Consider the following 2,739-nt stretch of genomic DNA (forward strand, 5'->3'; position numbering starts at 1 on the left):
GACATCGCCGTCGACCGCGCCGCGCAGCGTGCCGCGATCGCCTGTCACGAAAGCCAAGCCCACGACAACCCGGTCCTCACCCGTCGCCTCCAGCTCGCGGGCCCGATCGAACGGATCCGCCTACGCCCGGCGTCCAGGTGAACTCGATGCCAATGAGCCTGGGTTCTCCGGGGCATCCGTCGCATGAGGTGATCTCCGACAAGCAGCCGATCTACGGAGACTGGGGGCCCCGTGGCCGCAGTGGCAGGCAGGCAACGCGAACGGCTGACCACGACCGCCCGGCCGGAAACCCGATTGTGCCTGGCCCGGGTGGGTCACATGCAGCTAACCCTAGTACGACTTTGTCAGGTTGGCGTCGGTTCTGAATCGGAAGGGCCTTTCGGTAGTCGGTACGTACTCGGTGCCGGCCTTTCATCGGGCGGTGTCGTGGTCGGAAGGGTGTGGCCTCACCTCGGTCGGCGAAGGGGTGCAGCTGTCAGAGGTGTGCGCGGGTGGTTGGTCTCGGGGTCCTCGCCGCATGCTGGTCCGGATCAGCCTGGCGGCGACCACGGCGAACAGTGCCAGTACGACCGTCAGGAGCACGCCGAGGTCGGACACGGCTGCCGCCCACCGGCCGAGGGTGACCTGCAGGTCGAATTGGGCATCGACGCCCATGACTCCGGTGAGGTTGGCGGTGCCGTCGGTGCTCAGGAAGAGCACGCCGATCCCGATGAACAGCAGGCCCGACAGCAGGGATGTGGTGTGGGTGTGCAGGGGTCCGACGGTGATCGGACGTCCGCGCAGCCAGGCGCGTCGTCCGAGATCGAAGCGTTCCCACGCCAGCGCGAGACCGAACAGCGGCAGGGCCATGCCGAGGGCGTAGACGGCCATGAGAGCCGCGCCGTGGAGCGGGTGGCCGCCCGCGACGGCGATGGTCAGCACGCTCCCGAGCAGCGGCCCGGAGCAGAATCCGGCAAACCCGTACACGGCCCCGAGCGCGAAGACCGACACCGCCCCGGAGCCGGTCAGCGAGTTCGCGGCCCGCTGCGCCGACGTCGACGCGAAGCCCTTGCCCAGGGCAGTCATGATCCCGAGTCCGATGAGAATTGCGCCGCTGACCAGCGTGACCAGTGCGCGATGCTGGGTCAGCGCCGCGCCGAGAAAGCCCAGTCCCGCGCCCAGCGGCGCGAGCACCACGGTCAGGCCGGCGTAGAAGACGGCGGTGCGGGCGGCCGTTCGACCGGTTCCGTCGAAGGCGTAGGCGAAGAACGAGGGCAGCAGCAACGCCGAGCAGGGGCTCAGTAGCGAGAGCACCCCGCCGAGCAGGGCACCGAGCAGTCCGATTTCGGTCACGGCGCCGACCCGGCTGCGGCCTCGATGGCCTGCTCGAAGACCCCGACCGGTTGCGCGCCCAGGATCGGGGTGCCGTTGACCACGAACGACGGGTACTCGCGACACCGATCGCGTTCGCCTCCAGCACGTCGGCGTAGATGCCCTGATCGGCCGAGGGGTCGGCGGACTCCCGAGCGAACCGGTCCAGGTCTGCCACGCCGGCGGCCGCGGCGAAGCCGCGCAGGGCCTCGGGGGTCAGGTCGGGGTGGCCGCGTTCGGGCGAGGACGCGTACACGGCTTTGCTGAACTCCCAGAACCGGCCCTGGGCGGCGGCGGCGCGACCGGCGCGGGCGGCGGCCATCGACTGGTCGCCGAAGATCGGCAGATCCCGCCATTCGATGCGCAGGATGCCCTCGGTGACGTACTTGTCGATCAGGACCGGTTCGGTGTCCCGGCTGAACTTGGCGCAGAACGGGCAGCGGTAGTCGGAGTACGCGACGATGACAACGGGTGCATCCACCGCGCCGATCGCCAACGGGTCGCCGTCGACGCGCCGGGACATGTCCCCCACCGGCCCCATCTGCGGTGGCGGTCCGGAGGCGGCGGTGTCGCCGGTGTCGCCGGTGCGGTCGATGAGAAAGGCCGCCAGCAGTACGGCGGCGATCACGCCGAGCGCGGCCAGCAGCCACAGGTCCAGGGACGACTTGGTTATCCGTCGGGTCGATGTCACGCGTGTCCTCCATGATCGGGTTCGGGGCCGGGGCGTCCGGCCCGGAACTACTAAGCGGGATAGTAGCTCGAGCTACTAAGCTGCTTAGTAGTTCGAGTGCGTGGTCCCTCCGAGCAAGGATGATGATGTGATGGCTCCGATCGTGGACACCGACACCCCGGGTACCGCTGTGAGCGGGACGACCGCGAACAGACGTATGAGGACGGTGCGGGTCGTCGCCGCGGCGGCGCTGACGCTGCTTTTGGTGGGGGTGCCCACCGACATCGTCGCCAACCCGTGGTTCGGCCGGGAGGTGCCGGTGCGGTGGTGGGAGTATCCGGTGCTCGCGGCGACGGTGGTACTGACCGCTGCGTGGTTCGGCATCCAGCGAGCCGCCCCCGGCGACCGGCAGACGGCGACGCCGGTGGCGGGGGTGCTGCTGGCGGTGTTCGCCGTCGGGTGCCCGGTGTGCAACAAGCTGGTGCTCGCCACGATCGGGGTCTCCGGCGCGCTGGGATGGTGGGCACCGCTGCAGCCGATCCTTGCGGTCCTGTCACTGGTGATGCTGGCGGCCGCGGTGGCCTACCGTTGGCGGTGCCGCCCGTGCGACGACTCCTGTGGGCCGCACGATCGGCCGTCGACCCCGGTCAGATCGGCCCGCTGACGCACGCTGCCGCCACGATCCCGACCACTGCGGCGCCGGCGGCGAGGGCGGGAAG

At 70.1% G+C, this 2,739-nt stretch carries 2 protein-coding genes and 1 pseudogene; 1 reads left to right on the top strand and 2 read right to left on the bottom strand.

The window, feature by feature from the left end:
* Positions 1-411: 411 nt before the first annotated feature.
* Both WAW17_RS14330 and WAW17_RS14335 read right to left on the bottom strand, forming a co-directional pair.
* Complete coding sequence (locus tag WAW17_RS14330) at positions 412-1,332, bottom strand: cytochrome c biogenesis CcdA family protein (protein ID WP_422333621.1); 921 nt, start codon at positions 1,330-1,332, stop codon at positions 412-414.
* A pseudogene (locus tag WAW17_RS14335) lies at positions 1,329-2,041 on the bottom strand (DsbA family protein). The gene WAW17_RS14330 and the pseudogene WAW17_RS14335 overlap by 4 nt, the downstream one beginning before the upstream one ends.
* Before the next feature lie 130 nt (positions 2,042-2,171).
* Between WAW17_RS14335 and WAW17_RS14340 the strand changes: the two are divergent.
* The gene (locus WAW17_RS14340) at positions 2,172-2,684 is read left to right on the top strand and encodes a hypothetical protein (RefSeq protein ID WP_422333622.1); all 513 of its coding nucleotides are present in this window, start codon (positions 2,172-2,174) and stop codon (positions 2,682-2,684) included.
* Positions 2,685-2,739 lie beyond the last annotated feature (55 nt).

This window comes from Rhodococcus sp. (in: high G+C Gram-positive bacteria) (assembly GCF_049286785.1).
GTDB lineage: Bacteria > Actinomycetota > Actinomycetes > Mycobacteriales > Mycobacteriaceae > Rhodococcus_F.